Source organism: Rosenbergiella gaditana, assembly GCF_018494065.1.
In the GTDB taxonomy this organism is placed as follows: domain Bacteria; phylum Pseudomonadota; class Gammaproteobacteria; order Enterobacterales; family Enterobacteriaceae; genus Rosenbergiella; species Rosenbergiella gaditana.
The window spans coordinates 96834-117745 of the sequence record NZ_JABBFR010000010.1; the positions used below are offsets into that span (position 1 = coordinate 96834).

A 20912-nucleotide genomic window follows, 5' to 3' on the forward strand; every position below is an offset into this window, starting at 1 on the left:
AATATTACCTTACCAATAATGTTCGCTGGTGATATGACCGGGTTTCCTACGAAGATGCTTGCGAAGACCACGTTGCTCTTTGAGATATTTTTGAGTTTCTCTTACCATCTCAGGGTTACCACAGATCATAATGTGGCTCTTCTCGGCTGAAATGTGAGTCTTTACGGCGTCCTCTAACGTTCCGTCATCAAGTAATGCCGGAACACGCCCACGTAAACTGTTGGCAGAGTCTTCTCGGCTGACGACCGTTTGTATCCGTAGTTTATCGCCATAGCGTTGCTGGAGTTCTTCGAACAGCGGTACATAACTTAGGTCGGCAGCATAACGTGCGGCATGGACCAGAATAATTGTCTCGAATCGCTCAAGACCTTCGCCTTGCTGCAAAATGGAGAGATATGGCCCGATAGCTGTTCCGGTCGCAATCATCCAAAGTTCTTTGGCATCTGGCACTTCTTCTAAAATAAAATATCCTGCAGCGTCTTCAGTCACCAACACTTCGTCACCCGGCTGTAGCGATAGCAGTGCTGGGCTTAAGCGCCCTTCGGGAACATGGACAAGATAAAACTCAAGGGGAGTTTGGCTTGGAGCATTGACGTAGGAATAGGCCCGCTGGATCGTCTCACCCTCTAGAGTGAGGCTGAGCTTAGCAAATTGTCCAGCAGTAAAGGGCGCGATGGGCGCATCGACAATTAAACTAAAAAGGGTGTCGGTCCACGCCTTAACCTCAATAATTTTTCCTGTACACCATACCGCCATCGTTACCTCCAGTAAGTAAATATTGTTGTTACAGGGCCAATCTATTGACCGTTTTAATCCATTGCTGGGTCTGACGTTGACCATCAATGACTAAACTATGAGTCGTTATTGACGACTCAGAAGCCTCAACGCCTTTGAGTAAATCACCATCGGTAATGCCCGTTGCGCTAAATAGCACATTATCGCTTTTGGCAAGATCATCGAGTCGGAGCACTTGCCCTATGGTGAGCCCCATGGCTTGGCAACGCCTAACTTCTTCGCGGCTCGCTTGTTGATGCTCAGCACTAGTACCTTTTACCTGTTCTCGGGTGAGTAAACGAGCATGCATATCACCCCCTAATGCTCTGATTGCCGCAGCTGAAATGACTCCTTCAGGTGCACCGCCAATACCGTACATCACATCTATCGGTTGGTCAGGGAAGCATGTTAGTAACGACGCAGAGACATCACCATCGGGAAAAGTAAAAACGCGGACGCCCAATTTATAAAGAGCGGCGATAACCGGAGTATGGCGTGGCTTGTCGAGGATAGACACCGTCAAGTCAGAGAGGCTTTTTTGCAGTGCTTGGCTGATCAGTTTAAGGTTCTCTTCGAGGGAGAGGTGTAAATTGATAGTTCCCTTGGCTGCAGGACCGACAATTAATTTTTCCATATACATATCGGGCGCATGCAGTAGCGTTCCTGCTTCCGCCACAGCCATGACAGAGAGGGCGTTACTTTGACCCAATGCTGTCATCCGTGTGCCTTCAATGGGATCGACTGCAATATCGATTCGCTCGCCAGAGGATTGTCCGACTTTCTCGCCAATATAGAGCATTGGGGCATCATCGATTTCACCTTCGCCTATCACGATAGTTCCATCGATGGGCATAGCATTGAGTTGCTGGCGCATTGCAGCAACGGCCGCGCCGTCTGCGTGATTTTTATCGCCACGTCCGAGCCACTTAAAACCGGCAACTGCCGCAGCTTCGGTAACGCGATAAAATTGTTGTGTGAGTGTATGTTTCATACTGAATCATTAGGGTCGTCAGAGAAAACAGGGACCCAGTGTATCATAGCGAGGAAAGGGGAGGGATGCCCCCTGCGAAGCGCAGGAGGCAGTGAGTGCTATTGTTTAGCACTCTGTGTGCTATTCATCTTTTTCCCAACCTTTGACGCGAGATACCGCTTTTTTCCATCCCGCATAACGGTAATTACGCTCGGTGGTTTCAATGGAAGGACGGAACTCTTTTTCAACGACAGATTTGGATCGTACTTCTTCTAAATCATTCCAGAAACCTACAGCAAGGCCCGCTAGGTATGCAGCTCCCAGAGCCGTAACTTCTTTGACCTCAGGACGTTCCACATGCGCGCCTAAAATATCGGCTTGGAATTGCATTAGGAAGTTGTTGGCTACCGCTCCACCGTCAACTCGTAACGTCTGTAAACGAGTATTCGCATCGTGTTGCATGGCTTCCAGAACATCGCGAGTCTGGAAAGCGATGGATTCTAACGTGGCACGAATGATGTGGTTGGCATTCGCACCGCGGGTCAGGCCGAAGATAGCTCCTCGTGCATAGGGGTCCCAATAAGGGGCACCTAAGCCGGTGAAGGCCGGAACCATGTAGACACCGTTGGAATCTTTCACTTTATTGGCAAAATATTCTGAATCGTCCGCATCGTTAAACAGTTTCAGTTCATCACGTAACCATTGAATCGATGCACCACCGATAAATACCGCACCTTCTAAGGCATAATTCACTTCACCTCGTGGTCCACATGCGATGGTCGTTAATAAACCATTTTTCGAGGTGATCGCTTCCTTACCGGTATTCATTAACATAAAGCAGCCAGTGCCATAAGTATTTTTTGCCATACCAGGTTGGACGCAAAGTTGTCCATAGAGTGCCGCTTGTTGGTCTCCGGCGATGCCTGCAATCGGGATACGTGTTCCCCCTTTACCGCCGATATTGGTTTGACCATAAACTTCTGAAGAGGCTTTAACCTCTGGCAATATCTCACGCGGGATGTCTAATAAATCCAGCATCTTCTGATCCCACTCTAAGGTATGGATATTAAAGAGCATGGTGCGTGAGGCATTAGTGTAATCAGTAATATGGACACGACCTTGGGTCATTTTCCAGACTAACCAGGTATCAACAGTTCCAAACAGCAGTTCACCACGTTTCGCCCGTTCACGTGACCCTTCAACATGGTCTAAAATCCACTTTACCTTGGTTCCCGAAAAGTAAGGGTTAATTACTAGGCCGGTCGTGTCACGGATATACTCTTCATATCCTTCATCTTTCAGCCCGGAACAATAATCGGCGGTACGAGGATCCTGCCAAACGATGGCATTATAAATTGGCTTACCGGTTTCTTTATCCCAAATAATCGTCGTTTCACGCTGGTTGGTGATACCGATAGCGGCCACTTCGTCGGAGCTAATATCGGCATGGGCTAAGACTTCGACCAATGTTGAGCTTTGTGATGCCCAAATATCCATTGGGTCATGCTCTACCCAGCCGGTCTTAGGGTAGATTTGGGCAAACTCACGTTGTGAAACGGCAATAATGTTTGCATCATGGTCAAGAATAACGGCTCTAGAGCTCGTGGTTCCTTGGTCGAGCGCGACGATGTATTTTTTTTCTTTCGTAGACATGGTGAGTTCCTATTCGCCGTGAATATTATACTTTACGTTCTTGAACAGAGGCCTTTTCAACGGAGACCTGCTCAGGTTCAACTTGTACTGCTAAAGGAAGATGGCGGCCAATCATTGTCCGGTATAACAGTGCACCGACTAGGGCACCGACAATTGGGGCAAAGACTGGAACCAAAAAGTACGGAATATCTTTCCCGCCAGTAAGGGCTAAATGTCCCCAGCCAGCTAAATCGGCGAAGAGTTTAGGGCCAAAGTCACGAGCAGGATTCAGGGCAAAACCAGTCAGTGGACCAAAGGCAGCGCCAATGGCGGCGACCAGTAAACCAATCAACAGTGGTGCCAAGGGCCCGCGTGGGATACCGTTACCATCATCGGTCAGGCCCATGATGACACCCATTAATACTGCAGTAATGGTCATTTCAATTAAGAAGGCTTGAGCAATAGAGAGATGCGCATCAGGATAGGTCGAGAAGATTCCCGCCATAGGTAAGCTTTCTAGGGTACCGCGAACGATGTGGTGAGTCTGTTCATAAACGATAAATAAGCTTTGATATAAGCCATATACCAAGGCGGCAGAGCAGAATGCACCAGCAGTTTGCGCAAAGATATAAGGGAAGAGTTTACGGGCTTCAAAGTTGCCGAAAACACATAATGCAATACTGACGGCTGGGTTAAGATGAGCACCTGATACGCCAGCACTGACGTAAGCGCCCATGGCAACGGCAAGCCCCCAAACAATGCTGATTTCCCACTGGCCAAAATTTGCACCGGCTAATTTCAGCGCAGAGACACAACCGACGCCAAAAAAGATAATCAAGCCAGTTCCAATAAATTCTGCAATACACTGACCGGTGAGCGTGTTGGTTGTTTTACTCATGGTGTATTCCTTGACGGAGAGAGTGAAGACAGTATTTGAGTTTCACAAAATTCTCAAATGTATTTTTCTTGTGAATTTATCGTTAACGAAAAAAAACGCAAAATACCGCACTTAAAAAATGTGTGCTTGGTCAAAAAAAATGCGCGTTTTCGCATATTTCCGTTTCTTTTCACGCTTTTTGAGGTGAAAAAAACGAACAGACAACTCCTGAAGTTGTTTCCCCTCTGGACTTGCATCGCTGGCCTCCATACAATCGGACTATCAGCGCAGCTTTACAGTGCATCAATGCGATACATTGAAGGATGCGGTTATCAACGCCTGGCGTTAATTGGAGAGAGTAACAATGTCATTTGAAATGTTTGAGAAATTGGAAGCAAAAGTACAGCAGGCGATTGACACCATTACCCTGCTACAAATGGAAATTGAGGAATTAAAAGAGCAAAACAGTGCCCTTAAGCAGGACGCACAACAAGTGGCCGGTAATCACGAGTCGTTAACGCGTGAAAATCAGCAGCTGAAAGAAGAACAGACACAATGGCAAGAGCGTCTGCGTACTTTACTCGGCAAGATGGAAGAAGTTTAAAAGAACGGGGCGGGCAGTGTTGCTGTCCGCCGATGTCACTATTACTCGTCTTCAGTCAATGGGGTATCAGAGAGGATAATGCCGGTATTGTCGGCATAGACATAATCGCCAGAGAAAAAGGTTACGCCGCCAAAATTGACACGAATATCACTTTCTCCCACACCGTCACCTGAAGCCCCAGCAGGAATTGCTGCGATGGCTTGGATACCGATATCTAACTCTGCCAGTTCGTCGACTTGGCGTACTGAGCCATAGAGGATAATCCCTTCCCAGTGGTTACTGGCCGCAAGTTGGGCTAGTTGAGCATCAACTAAACCGCGTCTTACTGAGCCACCCCCATCTACAAGTAAAACTTTCCCTGAGCCATCTTCTTCAAGCAGATCATAGAGTAGCCCATTGTCTTCGAAACATTTTACTGTCGTGATTTGCCCTCCAAAAGAGGTACGGCCCCCAAAGTTAGAGAAAAGGGGTTCAACCACGTTTACTTCTTCGTGGTAGATATCACAGAGTTCGGAAGTATCATATTTCATCGTCGTTTCATCTGGTTGCCAGAGGTAGACTAAGTATATCTCTTTCTAAGTGTTGCGGCAAAGTTCTTGGACGTGGTTCGGCAGAAGGGGGAGAGTTACCCAGAGCGAGGGGCTCTGGGTATAGAGGGATTAGGGTTAAAGGATAAAGCGGCTTAAATCTTCATCTGCAACTAATACGTCAAGGTGCTTACTGACGTAATCCGCATCAATGGTGACGGACTCGCCCGAACGATCACTGGCTTCGAAGGAGATATCTTCTACCAGTTTCTCTAAGACGGTGTAGAGTCGACGAGCACCAATATTTTCGGTCGTCTCATTCACCTGCCAAGCTGCTTCGGCAATGCGCCGAATTCCATCATCGGTGAAATCGATATTAACCCCCTCAGTTTCCATCAATGCCTTGTACTGGACAGTAACGGATGCCGTTGGTTCTGTAAGGATACGCTCGAAATCGTTAACCGTCAGGGCCTGTAATTCGACACGAATGGGGAGACGCCCTTGTAATTCAGGGATCAGATCAGAAGGACTTGCCACTTGGAAGGCCCCTGAAGCGATGAACAGTATATGGTCGGTTTTTACCGTACCGTGTTTGGTCGAGACAGTGCATCCTTCTACTAAAGGTAGCAGGTCACGCTGTACCCCTTCACGAGATACGTCAGGGCCTGAGGATTGTCCGCCACGCTTACAAATTTTATCGATCTCATCAACAAAGACGATACCGTGCTGCTCGACTGCTTCAATGGCTTGTTGTTTAAGCTCTTCAGGATTTACCAAGCGAGCCGCTTCTTCTTCAATCAGCAATTTCATTGCTTCTTTGATCTTCAGCTTACGCGATTTCTGTTTCTGGTTACCCATATTTTGGAACATGGATTGAAGCTGATTCGTCATCTCTTCCATTCCTGGAGGTGCCATAATTTCGACATCCATAGGGGAAGCGGCTAAATCGATCTCGATCTCTTTGTCGTCCAACTGGCCTTCACGTAGTTTCTTACGGAAAGATTGACGGGTTGATGACTCTTCTTGAGCCCCTTCTGATTGTCCCCAGTTATTTTTAGCTGGCGGGATCAGGACATCAAGGATTCGATCTTCAGCATGTTCTACAGCACGCGCTTTATTTTTCTCGATCGCTTGTGAACGTACCATTTTCACAGCAGCTTCGGTTAAGTCACGGATGATCGAATCGACTTCTTTACCGACATATCCCACTTCTGTAAATTTAGTGGCTTCAACTTTAATGAACGGCGCATTAGCGAGCTTAGCAAGACGACGAGCAATTTCTGTTTTACCCACACCGGTTGGACCAATCATAAGGATATTTTTCGGTGTGACTTCATGGCGCAGCTCATCGTTAAGCTGCATACGGCGCCAACGGTTACGGAGTGCGATGGAGACCGCGCGCTTAGCGTTATCTTGGCCAATAATGAACCGGTTCAGTTCACTGACGATTTCGCGAGGAGTCATTTCAGACATAACTTACTCCTTATCCCCTGAGTTGAGTTCTTCAATCGTGAGATTGTGGTTGGTATAAATACAAATATCACCGGCGATTTCTAACGCTTTTTCGGTGATCTCACGAGCATCTAATTCAGTATTTTCTAACATTGCGCGTGCCGCAGCTTGAGCATAAGGTCCGCCCGAACCAATGGCAATAAGGTCATTTTCTGGCTGAATAACATCGCCATTACCACTAATGATCAGTGAAGCATTTTCGTCGGCGACAGCCAGTAGTGCTTCTAAACGACGCAGCATACGATCCGTTCGCCAATCCTTAGCCAGCTCAACGGCGGCTTTCACCAAGTGGCCTTGGTGCATTTCAAGCTTACGCTCAAAAAGTTCGAAAAGTGTGAAGGCATCAGCGGTGCCCCCAGCAAAACCAGCGATGACTTTATCGTTATAAAGACGACGGACTTTCTTCACGTTGCCTTTCATAACGGTGTTACCGAGCGTTGCCTGGCCGTCACCGCCAATGACGACTTTACCGTTACGTCGTATGCTTACTATCGTTGTCACGGGCTGCCCCTTAATCTCTTGAAATAAAAACTCCGCGACAAAGCGCGGAGTCACTTACTCAAGCATATGGGGGTGAGTTAAAAACTTTCAACCCCCAACGGAGAGAGTTATGCAGTTTGTATGTCCAGAATTCTTTAACTGTTTAATCACCGAATCGATTTTCGCGCGCTGATTGTAAGGACCAATCACTACTCGGTTCCAACCGCCTCCAGTGGTCACACGGCTTTCAAACCCTTCAAAAGCAAGTTTTGCCCGAGTTGACTCTGCTTGGGCGGCACCTTTGAACGAGCCACATTGAATTAACCAATGTTTAGACGAGATTTCTGCTGTGGCTTGAGGGGACGCAGGTGTTGCAGGTGCCACTTTCTCTGGCTGTGAAGTGCTAGGTTTAGCTGCAGTAATTGGGGCACTATGTTGCTGTTGCTGGATTTGACGCTCTAATTGTTGGCGCTGCTTTTGCTGCTCGCGATACGTCTGTTGCTGGCGCTCAAGTTCCAACCTTCTTTGCTGATCCGCATAGGCTTTTTGTTGACGTTCATGCTGTAACTGTATTTGCCGATTTTGCTCTTGCAGCTCTTTATTAGCTGGCTGAGCGGGACGCGATTGATTTAGTTGTTGCTGTTGCGAAATAAATTGCTGCTCTTGCTGTTGGTACTTGCGTTGTAACGCAGCATTCTGCTGTTGCTGGCGTAATGTTTGTTGCTGCTGCTCTGGGGTTTGCTGATTCCACGGCACTTCGCTGAGTTGAGTGGGCTGCTGGCGCATATCTTCAGCCATTTGCGCTAATAGCTGGCGCTGCTCATCGGTGAGCTGCGTAGGTGATTTTACTTCGCCACCGGCGCTTGGTTCGACTGGGCTAGGTACTGTTATTTGGCGGTTTTCTAACTCTTTTATATATTTCCAGCGCTCCTCAGGTTTAGGAGGAAGCCCATTGGTTGTGGTCTTATGAGGGGTGACTTCTTTTTCCGCTTGTTTCTTATGGTGAGCGAGTAATGCCAATACACCAATAAAGAGGACTAAGGCTGCCGCTGCAATGACAACAATTACTTTGGAAATACCAGTATTTGCCTTAGAGTTTTTACGTCGGCTATTATTTTTTTTTCGCTGCGTTGTTGATGAACGTCCGCGTCCTACATAGTCTTTTTGTGCCACACCGGTACCGATATTATTTAAGCCAGCTGAAAGGCAAGATTGCCTGAAGAATTGATTAATAACAATTGCTACTATGTTACTTAACCGAATGAAGTTTGACCAGTAAACTCTAGTTGAGATTTTTGTTATTTGGGGTGAAATTTTTCAGTTATGACGTTCAACGCGTGGACTGCCGTAAAATCAACTCAGTTTCCAACAGATAAGATCGATGGATAAGTGGCTTTCCTTCCATAAGAGTCATTAATAACGAAACTGCGTTCTCGCCTTGCGCGGCTCTGGGTTGTGAGATAGTGGTGAGCGGTGGATCCGCATATTGGCTCTCTTCTATATCATCAAATCCGATGACGGATAGCTGCCTTGGAACGACAATACCAAGTTGTTTAGCCTGATACATAGCACCAAGCGCCATTTTATCATTATGGCAAAAAATAGCATCGGGTGGCGTGGCGAGCTTTAGAAGGTGTTCGGCGGCCGACATTCCTGATCTAAACGAAAAATCCCCCCGTGCGATGTAGTAGGGGTTAAGCGGAAGGTTATGGCGCTGTAAAGCTTGTAGGTATCCTTGTCGCCGATATTGGCAGATAGCTAATTCTTCGGGGCCCGTCAAGCAGGCTATGTGTTGGTGACCGCATTGGATAAGGTAATTTACGGCATTGAAGGATGCGGTCAAGTTGTCAATATGAAGGGTAGGGAAACCATGATCGGAGGAGTACTCATTAATGACCACGCTGGGTATTGGGTGGCTACGATCACGATGAGTAGGGGAAAGGACGACAAAAATGAGGCCATCGTAACCTTCAGGTAACCCTCGCGTTTGAGTAATATAGCGGTCCATCGATTGATGGGCGCAGTCAAATAAGGTGATCAAGCAGTATTGTTGGCTTGCCTGAGTCTCAATACCACGAATAATTTCACTGTAAAAGCTGTCAGTGATATCGGCGATGATAACCATGACTTTACGCCAATACGGCGTTATACCACGTGGAAAGAGGGGCGTTGATGAGTAACCGAGCGCATATGCGGCTGCTTCAACGCGCTGCCTAGTATTGGGTGAGACTTTTTCCGGCGAGGTGAAGACGCGAGAAACGGTAGCGGTTGATACGCCAGCTTGTATGGCCACAGCTTTCATGGTTGCTGACGAGGGATCAGGGGTGGTTTTCAAAGCGTAACTCCTCGATGGATAAGAATCTGCGTCAACTTGCTACTTAATAGTTTTCTTTCTGGGTTTGAACCCGCTAAAGCGTAACAAAACGGACTAACTAATTGTTATCAATCGATTAATTTTAAGAGTTACTTCACAACCTTTTGTTGCTTAACTGTCTGTAGGATCGACATCTAAAGACCATTTCACTTTTTTCTCCCCAGCCAACGTGCCCACTAGGAGTAAGCTTTGCGTGAGAAGCTGTTGCAAACGGCCTCGAGAAGGGCTTTGTATCACCAGTTGCCAGCGCCAACGCCCTTGGCGTTTTGCATGTAGGGCGGGAACTGGACCGATAATCCAACACTCATCATCTTTTAGCGGACTCGATTCGATGAGATTACGTAACTGTTGTAAGAAGCGCTCAGTTTGGTCGCTATCCTGATGCTCAGCACGAAATATGGCTTGATTCGAATAAGGGGGGAGCTGTAATTGTTGCCGTAGTGCTAGCGTTTCAGCAGCAAACTGAAAATAGCCTTTACTGAGTAAGGTTTGGAGTAAAGGGTGCTCCGGTTGATGGGTTTGCAGTAAAACTTCACCTTGTTTACCCGCGCGTCCCGCCCGGCCGGCAACTTGTATATAAAGTTGAGCGAAATGCTCAGTTGCCCGAAAATCGGCTGAAAATAGTGCCCCATCGACATCTAACAAAGCCACTAAGGTGACATCTGGGAAGTGATGTCCTTTTGCGAGCATCTGTGTACCAATCAGAATTCGTGCGCCCCCCTGATGAATCTTCTCTAGATGCTGTTCAAGCATTCCTTTTCTGCGAGTGGTATCTCGGTCAATACGCGTCAGTGGTGTATCAGGAAATAAGCGTTGTAATTGTTCTTCCAGCTGTTCTGTCCCCAATCCCGCGGGCATTAGATGAGATGAGCCGCACTCAGGGCATTGCCAAGGAATCGGTCGCTGGCTGTCACAGTGGTGGCAGCGTAGGCTTCGTTGTTGCTGGTGGTAAGTATAATAATGGTCACAGCGTTGGCACTCCGCTAACCACCCGCAATCGTGGCAGAGTAATGCTGGCGCGTAGCCACGACGATTGAGAAAGAGTAAAGCTTGGTTACCGGCCTGTAGATGCGCATGAATACGCCGAATGAGCTGTGGAGAGAGCCCTGATTGCAGGGTAACGGATTTGAGGTCGATGAGCTGCTGCTGAGCTGTCGTTGCATTACCCGCTCGCCGAGTAAGGTTAAGCTGGCGATACTTGCTGATGCGGACATTATGCAAGGTTTCCAAGGCAGGTGTTGCTGAGCCCAAGATGACCGGTATATTTTCTTTATTTGCCCGGAAGACGGCGAGATCACGAGCATGATAGCGCCAGCCATCTTGTTGCTTATACGAATTATCATGTTCCTCATCGACAATTATCACCCCCGGTCGTGCTAGCGGGGTAAAAATAGCTGAGCGTGTCCCGATAATAATCGCCGCCTCTCCCTTTTTACTTTTCAGCCAGACACTCAGACGTTCAGTATCATTGAGACCAGAATGGATCACTTCAACTGGCGCTTTAAAACGCTCCCGAAAGCGGGCGATAGTTTGCGGAGTCAGCCCTATTTCGGGAACCAGTACTAAGGCTTGTTTACCTTGCGTCAGGATATTTTCGATAACGCTGAGGTAGACCTCAGTTTTTCCAGAACCGGTAATACCTGCTAATAACCATGGGCTAAATTGCTGATTCATACTATGAATCGCACCTACTGCCGTGGCTTGTTCAGTGGTTAATTTAAGCCGATCACCGAGGACGCGGAACTGAGGACGCCAATCTTCAAGTGATTCAGCGAGTTCGTAGAGGTCGCACCACCCTTTTTTTCGTAGGGCTTGGAACGTACTTTCTGGTAAGTCGTGGTCAGCGACCGCTGAGCGTAATAATCCACCTTGTCGTAGTAGCATCATCGCCTGGCGCTGTTTCTCCGAACGCTTAATTTCACTTGGGTCGATGACGTGTCCCATATCGGTGAGCCGCCATTCATAACATATTGATTTACGGGCTTCTTTGCCTTGACGAAGTTGGGATGGGATTGCGTGAAACAGAATTTCGCCTAAGGGATAATGATAATAGCGATTTGACCAAGTCAATAACTCCCAGAGACTGGGCGTGAAAAGGCTCTCGGTATCAAGAATTTCATCAATAGGCTTAAGCTGTTCGGCACTGAGATCACTGCTTGCACTGTGCGTTACCACGATTCCGATCATTTTGCGACGACCGAAAACGACGCGTACTCGACATCCTATCTGAGGGATATGTGCTGCGTCAGCGGTATAATCATACAGTTTGGGTAGAGGAACCGGTAAAGCTACCTTAACGATGGTCATGCATTACTCATACTCAGTGAACCGAAACGGCAAGTGTACCGTTTCTCGTGAAGTGATTGAAATCGTCATTTGCATGTTGTTGTCTATTTTCTGTATAATATGGGGCCTTCGTTAGACAGCGGTTCTATTACGCGACGAAGACATACACTTATATTATTGTTCAATCGCGTGTGGTGCTGTGCAAGCTGAGCTTGGCACGGAGAGCGACACGGCCTTCTACTGAGGTTATCCCATGAAAAAAGGTATTCATCCAGAATATAACAACGTTACCATTTCTTGTTCTTGCGGTAACGTAATCGAAACGCGTTCAACCCTACGTCAACCTTTAAACTTAGACGTATGTGGTAACTGCCACCCATTCTACACTGGTAAACAACGTGTTGTAGACACTGGTGGTCGTGTTGATCGCTTCAACAAGCGTTTCAGCATCCCAAGCTCCAAATAAGTTTCTTGATCGGTGGGGGTATCCCCGCTGTATAAAAAACCCGGCGATGCCGGGTTTTTTTATGGGAATAAAAGGGTGGCGTTAGTATTCCCACATGTCGGGATCAATGCCCATTTCGCGCATAATTAATTTTGCAGTTTCAGGGATCTCATCACTTCTTTCTTTACGTAAATCGTTGTCATCTGGCAAAGGTTGACCAGTAAAAGCATGTAGAAAAGCTTCGCATAATAGCTCGCTGTTCGTCGCATGGCGCAAGTTATTAACTTGCCGACGAGTCCTCTCATCCGTCAGTATTTTCAATACTTTTAGTGGTATAGAAACAGTGATTTTCTTAACTTGCTCACTTTTTTTGCCATGTTCAGCATAAGGGCTGATATATTCGGCATTCCACTCGGCCATGGTGTACCTTATTAATAAATGTTAATTACTTGAATTCAGCTTATTATGCCAGATATCGCAGATAAAACTGGATTTATTGGTCCAAGAGCCGTCAAAAGCAGATAATCTCTTCGAAGACCGGACGTTATGGTCTGATTTTACCTCTTATCAACGTATTGCTCAATCTACACGCAAATCTATTTGGATGTCTAGATGTGTTGACGTCTATTTTCCGCAAGGATATGCTAGCAATTACTTTATGACTCTTGGTTTATTCTCTATGACACAATTCAAGCAGGCGACAATTGCGGTACGCAGCGGGTTAAATGAAGATCACCAATATGGCTGCGTCGTCCCACCCATCCATCTTTCGACCACCTATAACTTTACTGATTTTAATCAACCTCGTGCTCATGACTATTCCCGCCGCGGTAATCCTTCGCGAGATGTTGTTCAGCAAGCCTTAGCAGAGTTAGAAGGCGGCGCGGGTGCGGTGATGACCAATACCGGTATGTCAGCCATCCTGCTTGTGACAACTGTCTTTTTAAAACCGGGAGAGTGGTTGATTGCGCCGCATGATTGCTATGGTGGGAGCTACCGATTATTTGATAGCTTACAGAAACGCGGTGCTTTCAATGTGAAATTTATTGATCAAGGCGATCCTCAAGCTGTTGATGAGGCCCTTAAGCTTAATCCCAAACTTTTCTTGATCGAAAGTCCAAGTAATCCATTATTACGAGTGGTAGATATTGAAGGCTTATGTCGGGCGGCACGTGCGGTTGGCGCTGTGACTGTTGTCGACAATACTTTTCTCAGCCCAGCGCTACAAAACCCTCTTCAACTCGGGGCTGATTTAGTGGTGCACTCCTGCACTAAGTATCTCAACGGCCACTCTGATATTGTCGCAGGAACCGTTATTTCTCGTCACCCTCAACACGCAACAGAATTAGCGTGGTGGGCGAATAATATTGGCGTTACTGGGTCAGCATTCGATAGTTATCTATTATTAAGAGGGATGCGGACATTATCGTTACGGACAAAAGCGGCTCAAGAGAATGCGTTAGCAATTGTCGACTACTTAAAACATCAGCCTTTAGTCAGTAAGCTTTACCACCCCTCGCTGCCTGAGAATAAAGGCCATGAATTTGCTTGTCGCCAACAACGTGGATTTGGTGCAATGCTAAGTTTTGAGTTAGCCGGTGATGAAAAGACCGTTCGTCAATTTTTGAAATCGCTACAACTCTTTACCCTAGCTGAGTCATTAGGAGGAGTAGAAAGTTTGATTTCTCACACTGCGACGATGACCCATGCTGGAATGTCTGCCGAAGCAAGAGCGGCTGCAGGAATTTCAGAGACGTTACTGCGTGTTTCAGTGGGAATTGAGGATCATAATGATCTGATCGCTGATCTTGACCAAGCTTTCCAACGTCTTACTCAGGAGTAATTATGGTTAGCGGTGTAGATCTGAAAAGTGAAGTGATACGACAGCTGCATAAGTTTGGTGGCAGTAGCCTTGCTGATCGGCGCTGTTACTCACGTGTTGCAGAAATTATGGCCGAATATAGTCACGTTGGTGACATTATGGTGGTCTCTGCAGCGGGGAGTACTACAAACCAGCTAATTAATTGGTATCGCCTCAGTCAAACTGACCGGTTATCCGCTTTTCAAGTCCAACAACACTTGCGGCGCTATCAGCTGGAGTTGGTGGAGAGTTTATTACCCCCAGCGTTAGCCGAACCCATTGCTCAAGATTTTATTGCTGATGTTGATCACCTTTCTATCTTGTTAGATGGTGAGGGAAGTGAAGCATTGTACGCTAAGGTGGTCGGCCACGGTGAGATATGGTCGGCCCGTTTGATGAGTGCTGTGCTCAACCATTCCGGAATTGAGGCACAGTGGATTGATGCTCGCACTTTCTTACGTGCAGAACGTTCGGGACAGCCGCAAGTGGACGAGGGTGAGTCTTATCCTCTTTTACACTCTATTCTGACGCAGTATCCGCATAAGCGCCTAGTCATTACTGGTTTTATTTCCGCGAATCGCGCAGGGGATACTGTGCTACTTGGGCGTAATGGCTCTGACTACTCAGCGACCCAAATAGGCGCTTTGGCAGGTGTTAAACGTGTAACGATTTGGAGCGATGTTGCGGGGGTATTCAGCGCTGACCCACGGATTGTGTCAGATGCTTGCTTACTTCCCTTATTACGTCTTGATGAGGCGGCAGAGCTCGCACGTCTTGCTGCACCAGTGCTGCATACCCGTACGTTACAGCCGGTAGCAACCAGTAATATTGATCTGCAATTACGTTGCAGTTATCAGCCGGAGGTAGGCTCTACACGTATTGAGCGTGTGTTGGCTTCTGGCACAGGCGCTCGGATTGTCACAAGCCACGAAGATGTCTGCTTAATCGAAATACAAATTGGACCCCGGCACGACTTTACTCAATTACTGAAAGAGGTCGATCAATTTTTAATTCGTACGCAACTTCGGCCACTGGCACGAGGCGTTCATAGTGATCGTCAGTTACTGCAATTATGCTACACCTCTGAGTTAGTGGAAAATGCACTATTTCAGCTACAGGCGTCAGGGTTACCTATTAGTTTACGGTTACGTGAAGGGCGCGTGCTGGTCGCAATGGTGGGCGCAGGGGTTACTCGAAACCCGCTCCACTGCCACCGTTTTTGGCAACAGATTAAAGATCTACCGGTAGAATTCGTCTGGCAATCAGAAGAAAAGCTTAGCTTAGTCGCAGTACTGCGCAAAACATCTCTTCCTCCGATCGTTCAAGGGCTGCACCAATCCTTGTTTCGAGCTGAAAAGCGCGTGGGTATCGTGCTGTTTGGTAAAGGGAATATTGGCTCTCGTTGGTTAGAACTGTTTTCTCGGGAACAGGAGAATCTTTCTGATCGTACGGCGATAGATTTTGTTTTAGCCGGCATTGCGAATAGCCGCCGTAGCTTACTCAGCTATGATGGACTTAATGCCGCAGAGAGTTTGGCCAATTTTGAACGAGACGCCACGGCTTTAGACGAAGAATCACTCTTTCTCTGGATGCGTGACCACCCGTTTGACGATTTAGTGGTTCTCGATGTGACCGCCAATGCCGCCTTGGCAGAGCAGTATTTGGACTTTGCTAGCTATGGTTTTCACGTGATCAGTGCCAATAAAGTTGCTGGGGCCTCGTCTAATCAGCGTTGGCGACAACTTCGTGATGCATTTGATAAGACAGGTCGTTATTGGTTAACTAATGCGACAGTAGGGGCAGGCTTACCGATTAACTATACGGTGAGGGATTTGCATAATTCAGGAGATAAAATTCTGTCGATTAGCGGTATCTTCTCCGGCACTCTCTCTTGGTTATTTCTTCAGTACGATGGGTCGATACCTTTTAGTGAACTTGTTGACCAAGCTTGGCAGCAGGGGCTGACCGAACCCGATCCCCGTGTCGATCTCTCCGGTATTGATGTGATGCGTAAATTGGTTATTCTCGCGCGAGAAGCCGGCTCGGATATTGAGCCTCACCAAGTGAAGGTGGAGTCATTAGTACCAGAAGCTTGCCGTGAAAACTCGATGGACTATTTCTTTGAGAATAGCGAAGCCTTAGACGAGCAGATTCAGCAGCGTTTTGAAGCAGCCCAAGAGCTAGGTTTGGTTCTGCGTTACGTTGCGCGATTTGATACTCGCGGTAAGGCCAAGGTCGGTTTAGAAGCGCTTCGTCCGGATCATCCTCTTGCAGCACTCCTGCCAGGTGATAATGTTTTCGCGATTGAGAGCCGTTGGTACCGGGATAATCCATTAGTGATACGTGGCCCGGGTGCAGGAAGAGATGTTACGGCGGGAGCCTTACTTTCCGATCTTAACCGATTAGCTAAGCTGATTTAATACGATAAAAAAGCACCTAATGAGGTGCTTTTTTTGGGGCTTGTACGCTCTAGCCGGTATTACGCATTCCTGCGGCTACCCCAGCTATAGTCACCATTAATGCTTGTTCCACATTGGGGTCTGTAGGGAGATTATTTGCTTCAGCCTGACGAGCACGATGCAGTAACTCGGCTTGTAGTACGTTCAGCGGGTCAGTGTAGACATTACGTAACGCTATAGATTCGGCAATCCATGGATGGTCAGCCATCAGATGCGCATCATTTGCGATAGTTAATACCGTTTTAATATCTGCCGCCAGCTGTTCGCGTAGCTGTTTTCCTAGAGGCCAAAGAGTGGGGTCAACTAAGCGTTGATCATAATACTCAGCTAGCCACAGATCAGCTTTTGCGAACACCATCTCTAACATTCCGATACGCGTTGAAAAGAAAGGCCAATTACGGCACATTTCTTCTAAATTTTTCTGTTGGCCTTGGTCAATCGCGTTATTAAGTGCAGCCCCAGCACCTAACCATGCAGGGAGCATTAAGCGATTTTGAGTCCATGCAAAAATCCAAGGGATGGCGCGTAATGACTCGACACCGCCGGTTGGACGACGTTTAGCAGGGCGAGATCCCAACGGTAATTTACCCAGTTCTTGCTCTGGCGTAGCTGAGCGAAAGTAAGGGACAAAATCCTTATTTTCGCGAATATAACCGCGATACATCTCACAGGAGTCTGCTGATAATTGCTTCATTACCTCGCGCCATTCGGCTTTTGGCTCAGGAGGTGGAAGTAGATTCGCTTCTAAAATCGCACTGGTATAGAGGGTTAAACTCGCAATAGTGATTTCGGGTAAACCATATTTAAAACGAATCATCTCTCCTTGTTCAGTGACACGAAGACCACCTTTCAAGCTACCAGGAGGTTGTGAGAGTAAGGCTGCATGGGCGGGAGCCCCACCACGGCCAATTGATCCACCACGACCGTGAAACAGTGTTAATGCAATACCTGCTTTATTACAGGTTTTAATCAGCGCATCTTGAGCTTGGTATTGTGCCCAACTTGCAGCCATGACCCCCGCATCCTTGGCGGAATCTGAATAACCGATCATGACCATTTGTTTGCCTTGAATAAAGCCACGATACCAATCGATGCTGAGCAGTTGCGTCATGACGCTATCAGCGTTATTCAGGTCATCCAGTGTTTCGAATAACGGCGCAACCGGAAGTGCATAACGGATCCCCGCTTCTTTGAGCAGTAAATGTACAGCTAAAACATCGGAAGGTGTTTTCGCCATGGAAATCACATAGGCCGCAATGGATCCCTGAGGAACTTCAGCCGCGACTTGGCAGGTATCCAATACTTCTTGCGTCGACTCACTTGGTTGCCAGTGACGGGGTAGCAGCGGACGAGGGGAGTTGAGTTCACGAATTAAGAAGGCTTGTTTATCGGCTTCAGACCAGCTTTCATAATCCCCCAGTCCTAAGTAACCAGTAATTTCAGAGATGGCTTCAGTGTGGCGAGTGCTCTCTTGACGTAAATCGATACGTACCAGCGGCACACCGAAACACTTCACACGACGCAGCGTGTCGAGAAGATGGCCGTTGGCGATAATCCCCATCCCGCTTTTTTGCAATGACTCATAGAGCGCATAAAGGGGCGTCCAAAGTTGTTCATTGCTGACGATGATGTCTTTAGGCGGAGGAGTTTCTTCACCTTTTAAACGTAATTCTAAGTAGCTTTGTGTAGAAATTAGTTGTGTTCTCAAACGTTTGAGAACAAAGCGATAAGGTTCTTGAATTTCTGGATCTTGGCACATTGCCTTAACCACATCGTCACAGTTCGACATGGATAGCTCAGAAATGAGTACTGTCATATCTTTTATAAAGAGATCGGCGGCTTTCCAGCGACTAAGACGAATCGCTTGGCGAGTAACGGTTGCGGTGACGTTGGGGTTACCATCGCGATCGCCACCCATCCAAGAGGTGAATTTCACCGGTACAAAATCGACAGGGAGTGTGATGCCAAATGTGGCGTGAACTTGTTCATTGAGTTCACGTAAAAAAGCAGGAACACCTTCCCATAGGCTATTCTCGACTACCGCAAATCCCCATTTCGCTTCATCAATCGGTGTTGGTCGCTGCTTGCGAATTTCGTCGGTATACCATGCTTGCTCGACCAGTTGGCGGAGGCGACGCATAATTTTTGAGGTTTCATAGTCGGTCAAATCATTATGGTCGAGTCGATCGAGACAGTTATTCACCTCTACCAGTTTATGGATAAGTGTCCGACGGGTTATTTCGGTAGGGTGCGCAGTTAATACTAATTCAATCGAAAGCTCTTCAATAGCCTGACAAATATCCTTCTCAGAGATATTTTTAATTTTTTTTAATCGTTCGAAGGTGGCTTGTAACACTTCCGGTGGGCTTTCACCTGGAGATTGATGTGATACAGTTTGATACTGCTCTGCAACGTTCGTTAAATTAAGAAACTGGCTGAATGCGCGGGCAACAGGGAGTAATTCGTCATTCGACAAATTCTGTAAGGTGGTGAGCAACATTTCACGATCGTCCTCACTCCCAGAACGTGAACCTTTAGACAGTTTTCTTATTGATTCAACACGTTCTAAGATCTCATCGCCGAGGGCGTTTTTAATCGTATCGCCAAGTAGTTTTCCAAGCATACTCACGTTACTACGCATAGCTGAATATTGTTCGTTCATGTGACGCTTTTACCCCTTAGCTGTTGTCTGCTCATCGATTATTGTTATTGGTTTTCTGTAACCCTATCTAGCCATTTAACTGAATGAACGTCAAATTTCAGAAAAGTGTGTAGCTATTTCAATACACACCGTATTAATGCCCTTTTAACGCTTTAGGAGCGAATTATGTTGAGCTTGTAGTCTCTATAAAGATTTTTTGTCTCTCTCTGGAGAAGGTGTCACGATCTCCCACTTAGCAAAAATGGTGAATTAATTTTTTCAGTAGTTGATCAGTCGGTTCGATAAATCTTGTTTCAAGATACTCGTCAGGTTGATGTGCCTGCTCTATTGAGCCAGGCCCCAATACCAAGGTTGGGCAAAGCTGCTGAATAAAAGGCGCTTCAGTACAGTAGTTTACAATTTCTGTTTCAGTGCCTAACACTTTTTCGATTAACGCCACCATTGGATGATGAACCGGACATTCATAACCTGGGATAGGCGGGTGCAAGTCAGTGATCGTTAATCGCCCCGGCCACTGTTCGCTAATCGGGGCAAGTGCTTGTGCGAGTAATTCGTGAAGATCTGGGAGAGAGAGGCCAGGAAGAGGCCGTATATCCATATGTAACTCACAACAGGCACAGATTCTATTGGGAGCATCACCACCGGAAATTTTGCCGAAATTCATCGTCGGATAAGGAATAACAAAACCATTGTGGTTGAAACGCTCTTTTAGCTGGCGGCGCAAACCTTGTAATTCTGTAATCGAATCATGCATCAATTCGATCGCATTGATCCCATTTTCAGGATCACTGGAGTGGCCTGAGTGACCTTCGATACGAATCGCTTTAGAGAGATGACCTTTGTGTGCCCGAACGGGTTGCAGCGAGGTGGGTTCACCGATGATCGCACAATCCGGGCGGATGGAAGTTGATTGCGCAAAGTAACTCGCGCCGGCCATCGTGGTCTCTTCATCTGCCGTGGCTAAGATATAGAGGGGTTTGGTGAGTTTACTAAGGTCTATTTCAGTAAGCGCAGTCAGGATAAAGGCAAAAAAACCTTTCATATCTGCGGTACCTAATCCATACAAACGATTATCGCGCTCAGTGAGAGTGAAAGGGTCTTGTGTCCAACGACCTTCATCATAAGGCACCGTATCAGTATGACCGGCTAGTAATAGGCCACCAGAGCCTTGACCATACTTAGCCAGTAAATTGAATTTATTACGCGTATTGGGCACAGGCTGGAGTTCAACACTAAAGCCTAATTGTTCGAACCAACCCGCGAGCAAAGTGATGAGTGGTTCATTGCTCTGATCCAGTACAGAATCTGTACCGCTGATGGAAGGTGTAGCAACTAATTGGCGATAAAGTTCAATAAATGGCGGTAATTTGTTATTCACTGTTGACGCTCCTTTGATTAGGATGTACAAATAATCATGCAAATTATGTGAATAAAAATACATTATTAACC

General features: G+C 47.0%; 17 protein-coding genes. 4 read left to right on the forward strand and 13 right to left on the reverse strand.

All coding sequences use genetic code 11. The features are described from left to right. Positions 1-9: 9 nt before the first annotated feature. From fpr to HH682_RS09065, 4 genes are all read right to left on the reverse strand, one after another. On the reverse strand, positions 10-756 hold the full coding sequence (gene fpr, locus HH682_RS09050) for a ferredoxin--NADP(+) reductase (protein ID WP_214237248.1): 747 nt from the start codon (positions 754-756) through the stop codon (positions 10-12). 28 nt (positions 757-784) lie between these two features. Continuing rightward, the gene (gene glpX / locus HH682_RS09055; protein WP_214237249.1) at positions 785-1765 is read right to left on the reverse strand and encodes a class II fructose-bisphosphatase; all 981 of its coding nucleotides are present in this window, start codon (positions 1763-1765) and stop codon (positions 785-787) included. A gap of 120 nt (positions 1766-1885) precedes the next feature. After that, positions 1886-3397: a glycerol kinase GlpK gene (gene glpK / locus HH682_RS09060; RefSeq protein ID WP_214237250.1), complete on the reverse strand. Its 1512-nt coding sequence runs from the start codon at positions 3395-3397 to the stop codon at positions 1886-1888. Between the two features lie 25 nt (positions 3398-3422). Beyond that, positions 3423-4274 carry an MIP/aquaporin family protein gene (locus HH682_RS09065; RefSeq protein WP_214237251.1) on the reverse strand — a complete coding sequence of 284 codons (852 nt, stop codon included), beginning with the start codon at positions 4272-4274 and terminating at the stop codon, positions 3423-3425. 343 nt (positions 4275-4617) lie between these two features. Here HH682_RS09065 and zapB point away from each other — a divergent pair, with 343 nt between their 5' ends. Further along, positions 4618-4857 (forward strand): cell division protein ZapB, encoded by a 240-nt coding sequence (zapB, locus tag HH682_RS09070; RefSeq protein ID WP_214237252.1) that lies wholly within the window; start codon positions 4618-4620, stop codon positions 4855-4857. A 41-nt stretch (positions 4858-4898) separates the two neighbouring features. On the opposite strand, the gene rraA is transcribed toward zapB, so the two are convergent. The 6 genes from rraA to priA all read right to left on the reverse strand — a co-directional run bounded on the left by rraA (position 4899) and on the right by priA (position 12057). After that, positions 4899-5387: a ribonuclease E activity regulator RraA gene (gene rraA, locus HH682_RS09075; RefSeq protein WP_214237253.1), complete on the reverse strand. Its 489-nt coding sequence runs from the start codon at positions 5385-5387 to the stop codon at positions 4899-4901. A 135-nt stretch (positions 5388-5522) separates the two neighbouring features. After that, entirely contained in the window at positions 5523-6857 is a 1335-nt protein-coding gene (gene hslU / locus HH682_RS09080) for an HslU--HslV peptidase ATPase subunit (protein WP_214237254.1), read from the reverse strand. A 3-nt stretch (positions 6858-6860) separates the two neighbouring features. Further along, positions 6861-7397 (reverse strand): ATP-dependent protease subunit HslV, encoded by a 537-nt coding sequence (gene hslV, locus HH682_RS09085; protein WP_048912993.1) that lies wholly within the window; start codon positions 7395-7397, stop codon positions 6861-6863. Between the two features lie 87 nt (positions 7398-7484). Continuing rightward, entirely contained in the window at positions 7485-8549 is a 1065-nt protein-coding gene (gene ftsN / locus HH682_RS09090) for a cell division protein FtsN (protein WP_214237255.1), read from the reverse strand. 157 nt (positions 8550-8706) lie between these two features. Next, the gene (locus HH682_RS09095; protein ID WP_214237256.1) at positions 8707-9711 is read right to left on the reverse strand and encodes a DNA-binding transcriptional regulator CytR; all 1005 of its coding nucleotides are present in this window, start codon (positions 9709-9711) and stop codon (positions 8707-8709) included. A gap of 150 nt (positions 9712-9861) precedes the next feature. Further along, the gene (priA, locus tag HH682_RS09100; protein ID WP_214237257.1) at positions 9862-12057 is read right to left on the reverse strand and encodes a primosomal protein N'; all 2196 of its coding nucleotides are present in this window, start codon (positions 12055-12057) and stop codon (positions 9862-9864) included. Between the two features lie 232 nt (positions 12058-12289). Here priA and rpmE point away from each other — a divergent pair, with 232 nt between their 5' ends. After that, positions 12290-12502 (forward strand): 50S ribosomal protein L31, encoded by a 213-nt coding sequence (rpmE, locus tag HH682_RS09105; protein WP_062814690.1) that lies wholly within the window; start codon positions 12290-12292, stop codon positions 12500-12502. 81 nt (positions 12503-12583) lie between these two features. On the opposite strand, the gene metJ is transcribed toward rpmE, so the two are convergent. Next, the gene (gene metJ, locus HH682_RS09110) at positions 12584-12901 is read right to left on the reverse strand and encodes a met regulon transcriptional regulator MetJ (RefSeq protein WP_214237258.1); all 318 of its coding nucleotides are present in this window, start codon (positions 12899-12901) and stop codon (positions 12584-12586) included. A 259-nt stretch (positions 12902-13160) separates the two neighbouring features. Between metJ and metB the strand changes: the two genes are divergently transcribed. Together metB and HH682_RS09120 are read left to right on the forward strand one after the other, a co-directional pair. Beyond that, positions 13161-14324 carry a cystathionine gamma-synthase gene (gene metB, locus HH682_RS09115; protein ID WP_214237276.1) on the forward strand — a complete coding sequence of 388 codons (1164 nt, stop codon included), beginning with the start codon at positions 13161-13163 and terminating at the stop codon, positions 14322-14324. A gap of 2 nt (positions 14325-14326) precedes the next feature. Next, positions 14327-16762, forward strand: coding sequence for a bifunctional aspartate kinase/homoserine dehydrogenase II (locus HH682_RS09120; protein ID WP_214237259.1), 2436 nt, complete (start codon positions 14327-14329; stop codon positions 16760-16762). Positions 16763-16811: 49 nt separating this feature from the next. On the opposite strand, the gene ppc is transcribed toward HH682_RS09120, so the two are convergent. Together ppc and argE are read right to left on the reverse strand one after the other, a co-directional pair. Continuing rightward, positions 16812-19463: a phosphoenolpyruvate carboxylase gene (gene ppc / locus HH682_RS09125; RefSeq protein WP_214237260.1), complete on the reverse strand. Its 2652-nt coding sequence runs from the start codon at positions 19461-19463 to the stop codon at positions 16812-16814. Positions 19464-19695: 232 nt separating this feature from the next. Continuing rightward, positions 19696-20841, reverse strand: coding sequence for an acetylornithine deacetylase (gene argE / locus HH682_RS09130; protein WP_214237261.1), 1146 nt, complete (start codon positions 20839-20841; stop codon positions 19696-19698). Between the last annotated feature and the right edge of the window lie 71 nt (positions 20842-20912).

What these genes read in the sequence shown, in the direction of transcription:
- fpr (WP_214237248.1), bottom strand. Translation starts at nt 756, where the DNA reads ATGGCGGTATGGTGTACAGGAAAAATTATTGAGGTTAAGGCGTGGACC.
- rraA (WP_214237253.1), bottom strand. Translation starts at nt 5,387, where the DNA reads ATGAAATATGATACTTCCGAACTCTGTGATATCTACCACGAAGAAGTA.
- glpK (WP_214237250.1), bottom strand. Translation starts at nt 3,397, where the DNA reads ATGTCTACGAAAGAAAAAAAATACATCGTCGCGCTCGACCAAGGAACC.
- priA (WP_214237257.1), bottom strand. Translation starts at nt 12,057, where the DNA reads ATGACCATCGTTAAGGTAGCTTTACCGGTTCCTCTACCCAAACTGTAT.
- metJ (WP_214237258.1), bottom strand. Translation starts at nt 12,901, where the DNA reads ATGGCCGAGTGGAATGCCGAATATATCAGCCCTTATGCTGAACATGGC.
- HH682_RS09065 (WP_214237251.1), bottom strand. Translation starts at nt 4,274, where the DNA reads ATGAGTAAAACAACCAACACGCTCACCGGTCAGTGTATTGCAGAATTT.
- HH682_RS09120 (WP_214237259.1), top strand. Translation starts at nt 14,327, where the DNA reads ATGGTTAGCGGTGTAGATCTGAAAAGTGAAGTGATACGACAGCTGCAT.
- ppc (WP_214237260.1), bottom strand. Translation starts at nt 19,463, where the DNA reads ATGAACGAACAATATTCAGCTATGCGTAGTAACGTGAGTATGCTTGGA.
- zapB (WP_214237252.1), top strand. Translation starts at nt 4,618, where the DNA reads ATGTCATTTGAAATGTTTGAGAAATTGGAAGCAAAAGTACAGCAGGCG.
- hslU (WP_214237254.1), bottom strand. Translation starts at nt 6,857, where the DNA reads ATGTCTGAAATGACTCCTCGCGAAATCGTCAGTGAACTGAACCGGTTC.
- rpmE (WP_062814690.1), top strand. Translation starts at nt 12,290, where the DNA reads ATGAAAAAAGGTATTCATCCAGAATATAACAACGTTACCATTTCTTGT.
- metB (WP_214237276.1), top strand. Translation starts at nt 13,161, where the DNA reads ATGACACAATTCAAGCAGGCGACAATTGCGGTACGCAGCGGGTTAAAT.
- glpX (WP_214237249.1), bottom strand. Translation starts at nt 1,765, where the DNA reads ATGAAACATACACTCACACAACAATTTTATCGCGTTACCGAAGCTGCG.